The 7725-nt window shown below is 59.4% G+C and carries 2 protein-coding genes; both read right to left on the bottom strand.

The window, feature by feature from the left end; translation table 11 throughout:
- Positions 1–4507 precede the first annotated feature (4507 nt).
- Positions 4508–5479 (bottom strand): ParB/RepB/Spo0J family partition protein, encoded by a 972-nt coding sequence (locus AB4Z48_RS36905; RefSeq protein ID WP_441623273.1) that lies wholly within the window; start codon positions 5477–5479, stop codon positions 4508–4510.
- On the bottom strand, positions 5476–6687 hold the full coding sequence (locus AB4Z48_RS36900) for a ParA family protein (RefSeq protein ID WP_441623271.1): 1212 nt from the start codon (positions 6685–6687) through the stop codon (positions 5476–5478). Before AB4Z48_RS36900 ends, AB4Z48_RS36905 begins: the two co-directional genes overlap by 4 nt.
- Positions 6688–7725 lie beyond the last annotated feature (1038 nt).

Here is a 7725-nt window from a genome sequence, read left to right as displayed (position 1 = left end):
GGCCCATACGCTCCCCTACCGACGCTTCGCCTACCACCTCGCGGTGGCCTGCGCACGGCTCGGGGCCGATGTGGCTCGCTATTCCTTCATCGTAGTGGACTTGCACCACCAACTCCTTGCCGGTCTCCCGGCGCACTCAGTATATAAATTTCCTGGCATCTGTGGCTCCCCTGCCCAAGTGCTGGGCGACCACCAGGCCTGCGGCAGTTGGATGGACCTCAGCGCCTTCCATGGCTCTCGCCATGGTGCCCTGCTGCGCAAACAACGGCGTGTCCAGGCTTGTGTAGGACGCCGGATCGGTGCAAAGCGGCCCCATGGCACGTTGCCTGAACTTCCAACCAAGCTCCTTTCGCGTGTTCATAATCTCGTGGAGCCGAGCCGACCTCGCAACTCGTCGAGCCAGCCTCGCCCTCAGTGACAGCCAAAACACAACCCGCCACTTCCGTGCTGCTCGCGACGGTATAACGCGCTTTCATCTCACACGTGGCACATAGGTGGGCCGTGCATGGCACGTATATTCCACTTAGGTCCCACGTTGCTGCCACGAAAGTAGATCGTTGCCTGGAGCGGCCTGCTGGGAAGATGGTGCGGTTGCCAAACGCAACGTGCCGGAATCGGCGAGTCCGCCGTTTCCAGGTTGCATCTATCCGCCCGCGTTGGGCTGCTCTCAGACGCGGTTGCCGAGGAGGAAGGCTCATCTGCCGCGTGTGGTGTGTTTATCTGCAAGCGGAAACATGAGTTGGGCGATCGGACGCTTGGTAAGGCGTGATCCATGGTGTCACTCACGTCCTTTTCTTCATTCCCGTGGGTTGCTGGAAGCGCGTTGGTAGGCTCCGAGCGGATCGACGACATGCCGTACCGAGTGATCGCGGCGACCTGGCGGCTGGTTGCCTCATCGCTACGACGCTCGCGTTCCGAGCGATCGGGCGCTTCAGTTAATCCTGCATACGCGCTTAAAGACCCCTTGCCGCGTCAGGGCGGGCTCAAATCTCGCATCGCGGATGCGAACCCTCTGGCGGACCAACGCCCCCGCCAGAGGGTTCGCCGCCATTGTCTAAGGTGAGGTGGAAATCCCAGCAAACGTCGGAAGCGGGAGAGCCATTCGGCGCTTGTCGTAAGTCGCTCCCTGATCGCTCGCTCCGTTGGCATGCCACACGGACGGTTCAGAACACGTCGGGTTTTGAGAGGCTGCGGCGCGGCTGGGCGATCTTTCCGACTGATGCTGCTCTGAGCGCGACTTGCAAACTCTCCGAAATTGGGACGCTCACTGTGGCTCACCGCCCTCCTCAAGTTGGACGGTTCCATCGGACTTGCCGAGAATCCATTCCAATCCGGACGGTGCCTCGTGTCGCGTGTCGTACTGGCTACCCTTCACAATTGGAGGGGCCGGTCGGCGCCATCCCGAATTGGCTTTGCCCGCGTGCCGTGCCAGAGAGCGCCCCAGCCGCGGAAGGTCGGTGCGCCGCGCCACGACTGATTGGCTCGTAAGGGAGCTTCGCGAGCATCTTCAGGTAGGCGGTGGCGTGCGGTTCGGGACTGTCCCCACCTGGGACCGTTTCCTGAACGGATTGGTTGGCTGCGGAGAATTAGTGAGCGTCACGGCAGCCGTGTCATCCAGGCCAAGTGGTGGCGTGAAGTTGGGGACTTGTTCAAACGCGAGAGGTCCGCAACGGCGATTCGGGAACGCGCCTAACCTTGGAAGGTCGATGGCCGGCGTGGGCGGCGGCCTGGATGGATTTCACGGAGACCACTTCATCGTCGGATAGGTGGCGGCATTGCCGGCCCGAACCGTCCCGACTTGGGAAGGTCCGAGTTGCCCAACGGGCAACAGCTTGCTGAAGGGCGCGATCGGCTTCAGAGAGTCTACGTGTTTCCGTGAACCGTACAATCCTGGCCTGCGGGCGGCATGAAGCTCGGGGCTTGTCCTAGGTTGAGAAGGCCCCCCAGAGCGCGCCGACGGTCGTTCCGACTCCGGTGGGCTTCAGGCGGGGTTACCTGTCGGGAATTCGCGGAAGCCGTGTATGCAGCGGCATGGCGGCGTGGAAGCGTCCCAACTTGGGACGCTTCCCGACTTGGGGCAACTTAATGCAGGGATTGATCGGCTTCGGAAAGTCCGTGAGCTTCGCATCGGCCGTTCCATCCTAGCCAGGAGGTGGCATGAAGGTCCGGACTTGTCCCAAGTCGGGGAGGACCGCAGAGCGCGCCCGCGGCTCCCCCAACTTCGAATGGTTTCTGGCCACGATGAGCTGCCTGGCTGCGATCGACTAAGGCTGTGTCATCGTGCGATAGGCAACTGCATGCCCGATCGGTACCGTCCCGACTTGGGATGGCCGGCGGGGCAGGGCCCGAATGCCGCAATTTCCCATGATGGCCGACGAGAATCACTCGTGCTGGGATTAATGAGGGCTCACCGAGCCGCTTCCTAACGGTGGCGTGTGGATCAGGACCGTCCCAACTTGGGGCGGTCCCCCACTTGTCAGCCGTCCCATCCTGGCCGGGAGACGGAATGAAGTTCGGGAGTTCTCCCAAGCTGGGAAGACCCGCAGCGCCCCGGTCGCCTCCAACGTCGGATGGCTTTTGGGCTGGGATCGAACGCCCGGGCGGGATTCAGCGAAGGCGACTCATCGTAGGCTACGCACTAGCGATTGCGGCCCGTCCCAACTTGGGACGGGCCGCAGGGGGCGGCCTTGAAGCCGGAACTTCACACGGCGGGTCGGCTGGCATCAATCACGCTGGGGACGATGCGCTTCGCCGAGACCGATTCTCCCAGGGTGGCACGCGACGCTGGACCGTCCCAAGTTGGGGCGGTCCTCGACTTGTCGGCCGCCCAATCTGGCGGCGAGATCGCATGAAATTCGGGGGTTGTTCCGAGTTGGAAAGGCCTGCAAAGCGCGTCGGTCGCCGCCAACCTCGGATAGCTTTTTGGCTGGGATCAAACGCCCAGGCGGGATTCGTGGAAGGTGACTCATCGTAGGCCACGCACTAGCGATTGCGGCCCGTGACCGTCCCAACTTGGGACGGTTCGCAGGGGGCGGCATCGAAGCCAGAACTTCACACGGCGGACCGGCTGGCTTCACTCACGCCAGGGAAGATGCGCTTCGCCGAGATCGCCTCTCTTGGCGGTGGCACGCGACTCTGGACGTCCCAACTTGGGACGGTCCTCGACTTGTCGGCCGCCCAGTCTGGCGAGAGATCGCATGAAATTCGGGAGTTGTTCCAAGTTGGAAAGGCCTGCAAAGCGCGTCGGTCACCTCCACCTTCGGATGGCTTCTGGCCGGGCTTAGCGCCTGGGCGGGATTCAGGGAAGCCGCGCATCGCAGGATGCACAGCATTTGCGGTTGCGCACCTTCCCAACTTGGGACGGTGCGCTAGGCGCGGCCTAAATGCCGCAACTCTGCCCGGTTGGGATCACTCACGCCGGGAACAGTGAGGTTCACCGAAACCGCTTCTCTAATCGGTAGCCTGCGGCTCTGGACCGTCCCAACTTGGGACGGTCCAGAGCCGCATCAGCCGTCCCGTTGCCCAGAAGATGGCATGAAGTTCGCGAGTTCTCCCAGGTTGGGAACCAGAGCGCCGGCCATCTCCAACTTTGGATGATTTCTGAGTAGGGTCTGAGGCTTAGGCGCGAGTCACAGACCGACTTATCGCAGGCTGCGCAGTAGCAATTGCGGCCTGGAACCGTCCCAACTTGGGACGGTCCACAGGGGGCGGCCTCGACGTCGGAACTTCACTCGGCGGGCCGGCTGGAGCCACACGCTGGGGACGATGCGCTTCGCCAAGGCCGCTTCTCCTAGCGATGGCACGCGACGCGGGACCGTCCCAACTTGGGACGGTCCTCGACTTGTCGGCCGCCCAATTTGGCGGAGAGATCGCATGAAATTCGGGAGTCGTTCCACGTTGGAAAGATCTGCAAAGCGCCCCGGTCGCCACCAATCGGATGTTTTTGGGCTGGGATCGAACGCCCGGGCGAGATTCGTGGAAGGCGAGTCATCGTAGGCCACGCAGTAGCAATTGCAGCCCGGAACCGTCCCAACTTGGGAAGGTGTCCACGGGGCACCGATAGCATCCAAGCGAACTCCCGTGAACCGTTCGAAGTCGGGCAATCCACTACCTTCGGATAGGCGGTCGCTTAGAGTTTCGGGACTGGCCCACTGTGAGTGGAGGCGCCGGGCGCGCATAGAAATGTTCCGGTCCCGGGGGCGCCCGGCCGACTTTCCCAAGTTTGCGCGTTGCCGAATTCGGCTGGCGCACGACGATTCCAAAGGATGAGCCGGTTCCCCCGACGCTCGTTGGCTTTCCCGAACTGATAGGCACGTCCTCGATTTGGATAGCCGATGACCTACCACGCAGACAATCCGCTCTTAGGAATTGGCAGTCGCACTGGGAAGGTCGGTTGGCGCGGGCCTTGTCCGCACCACGGAAAAACAGAGGGCATCCGTTTCCGGTACAAGCTGACGGGCAAAAAAAAGCCCGCGCAATGCGGGCCAGAGACTTGTACAGGGTGCAACTATTTGGGCTGGTGGTGGAACGTTTCGCTAAGGATCTGCCGAATCTGGGTCTCCAGGGCAGCCGTCAGTACTCCGGCCCTGATCTTCACTGTGAAGCCGTTGACGTCCTTCGTAATCGAACCTGCCTGGTCCTTGCCGGAAAAAAACTTGTCAATGCTGCGCTCACTCGCGGAGCTTGGAACTGAAGATTGCCGGGTCGCAAGCGCTTTAATGGCACCGGCAGCTTTACCTTGCTCCATCTTTCCCGAAGCTACGAGCGGCCAAATCGCTTTAGCAGCATCGTTGCCCGCTTCGCCATACTTCCGAATTGTTGTGACGATGGCTTCGGCCGCGCTTCCACCCAGCAGCCGCGGCTGAAGATCGAGATCGCTCAGTACAAAATCTGGTAACTGCGCAAAGCTAAGGAATCGATAGAGGCCACTCTTGGAAAGCCCAAGCGCCTCCGCGAGTCGAACTCGCGAGGGAAATTCCTTCTCCGTCTGCCGGATAGACAGCGCGACTTCGTAATCGGATAGGTCGTCCCGGCTGATGTTCTCGACCATGGCCAGCACCGCCATATCGGCATCGGAGCACTCCACGACGACTGCCTTGACGGTATCAAGACCAAGCATCTTATGGGCGCGCCATCGGCGCTCACCCGCGACAATTTGGTAGCCGCTTTCAGCCCGGCGTGCCACGATGGGCTGCATTAAGCCGACTTCGCGAATCGACTCTGCAAGCTCTGACAGCTTGACTTCATTGAACACGCGTCGAGGCTGCCATGGGTTCGGCACGAGGTCGGCAATAGCGAGCTGAGACGCGACGCCCTTTGCTTCCAACTCCTGGACACGGAGTTGCGCAACGGCCAGTGCACCAGTCAGGCCAGGCGCCGTCTGGGTTCGATCGGTGCGCTTGACCTCGTCTTGATTAATCGCCGAGGTCTTCCGAATGCCCGCCGTCTTGGCCAGCAGCTGCTCTCGCATATTGCTCATTGCGCGTTCCTCCACTTTTCAGCATAGATATCATCCAACCACCGGCAGTAGTCAAAGATAGGTTGGCGCACTCGCTGCAGCGACTTCGCAGCACTATGCGTGCTGCTCACGTCAAAGACGGTCGAGAATGCCAGCGCGCCGGTGCTCATGACGGAACTCGCTGGCACTTCAATCGAATGCAGCCAGCTCTCATATGCGCTCTGCGCCCAAGCACGCACGATGGGCGCAGATGAGGTGCGCCCATAGTCGACCTTTGATAGCAGCAATGAAACGAAGTCGTACTTCTTGTCGGCTTCATATTTAATGAAGCTCTTCGACACGTCCGAAAACAGGCGCCAGAAGGACAACGAGCTGATGAAATCGAGGTTCTCAGGAACCATCGGCATGACCATCGCGTCTGCAGCGAGCAAAGCGTTCAGGTTAAGGTAGGAAAGCGAGGGAGACGTATCCATGAGGATATAGTCGTAGTGCTTGCGCAAAGGCTCCAACCCTTCCCTCAGCACCGTCCAGAAGCGGAAGCCAGCCTTGATTTTCTGCATCGCGGGCAGATGGAACTCAGCCCCGATAAGTTCTGTGTGCGCGGGAATCAAATCCAGGCCATCCCAATAGGTCGACTGAATGCTTCCCAGCAGTCCCCCCTCGATTTGCTGGTCATAGATGTAGGGCAGCACCGTGTCATCCGGCGAGACATCCTTCTCGGCATACAAACCGCACAGCTCCGAAAGCGAGGCTTGCGGATCGAGGTCGACAACCAGAACTTTTCGGCCGCGCAGGGTCAGCCCTTGCGCAAGACACATGGTCGTGGTGGTTTTTGCGGACCCGCCCTTGAGCTGGGCAGTGATGATGATTTTTCCCTCAGGCTCCCTCGTGCCAGTGACGAGCGGTGTCTGATAGATGTCGGAGACCTTCTGCACCCAGATACGCGCCTCTTCCAGCGTGAAGGTCCTGGTACGCCCAGTACCCGCAGCCTTCCCTGGCGGGAGGTCGCCATCCCCCTTAGTCGCAAGATACTGCACTTGCGAGTGCGAGATGTTGCACAAATCTGCAATCTCCCCCGTCTTGAAAATTGGTGCGGCTTTCCGCGGCCGCGGTGCGAGAATCGTCTCGCGAAGTTCATGGGTAAAAATGGTGACCTTTTCCGCGAACTGGGATATCTGCTCAAGCGGTACAGTTCGGTCGACTGCTGGAAGTTGGCTTGTTTTCACCATTCTGAGGTTTATCCGAAGTATTCAATAAAGCTCAGAATACCTGAAATGTTTAAGGAACGGCGCATAAATCGCTGATTTGTAATGGAATCTTCCGTGAGGACAACCATTTTGCCTAAATTTTAGGCAATTTCAGCCGCCTAGATATTCACAAAACAAATCTAGGGCATCCGTCCGTCGTACACACCCAGACCCGGATCAGCACAAATGACCTCACCTTCTATGGCGCCTCGCGCCGAAAGCGCCTGCCAAGGTGAGGTCATTTGTGCCGTTCGGCAGAACCGTCTAAGTGTGTTTTGGGTGAACAGGCACAATGGACCTCACCTTCGCTTCGGTCCAACTCAATGCCTGGCAAGACAGAGGAGGGCCCCCTTCGGCCCTCAGCACAATCGACCTCACCTTCGGTCGACTTGAAGACGGAACTCCTGAGGGAAAAGTAGTGACCGAGGCAGTTACCTGTGTCCCAGGTCATGCCCGCGGATACCGTATCGTCATGCGCGTCCTCGCCTCCTCCACACAGCATCTCAAACGGGCACATATCGGAGCTATCAATGCACAATAGACCTCACCATTCACTGCCCCCTGAGACGCGCTTAGACGGTGAGGTTCATTGTGCAAATAGAACCGCTATGGAAGCGACACAAAGAACCTCACCTTCCGTGGTTCACAAAGAACCTCACCATGGCGTTGAGGGTGGCATAGCTCATTGAGGCGATTGGCGCACCTTGATCCAAACGACCCCTCTCGGGGAGGCTTCGTGGCATTGGACGGGTGCTTCTTAGATCATTTCAACGCTCGGCCCAAGTAGTTGGGACACGATGGCAGTGGCCACGCTGCGCCCGCACATCGATCAGAGGGCCGATGCCCTGCGATCATTTCTTGTTTCTGGAGTAGGTCTATGTTGGTTTGTTTTTTTTTGAAGTAAACCACCCAACCAACAAACAGAGGATCACGAACTCCTTTTTGATCAAGGACTTAACCTTAGAAAGGTGAAGTTTTCTGTGCCAAAGGTGAGGTTCAGTGTGTCGCCATGGTGCGGTT

Source organism: Cupriavidus sp. 2TAF22 (assembly GCF_052115045.1).
GTDB lineage: Bacteria > Pseudomonadota > Gammaproteobacteria > Burkholderiales > Burkholderiaceae > Cupriavidus.
The sequence above is the reverse complement of the archived record's forward strand: the minus strand, read 5'-3'. Positions and strand labels throughout refer to the sequence as shown.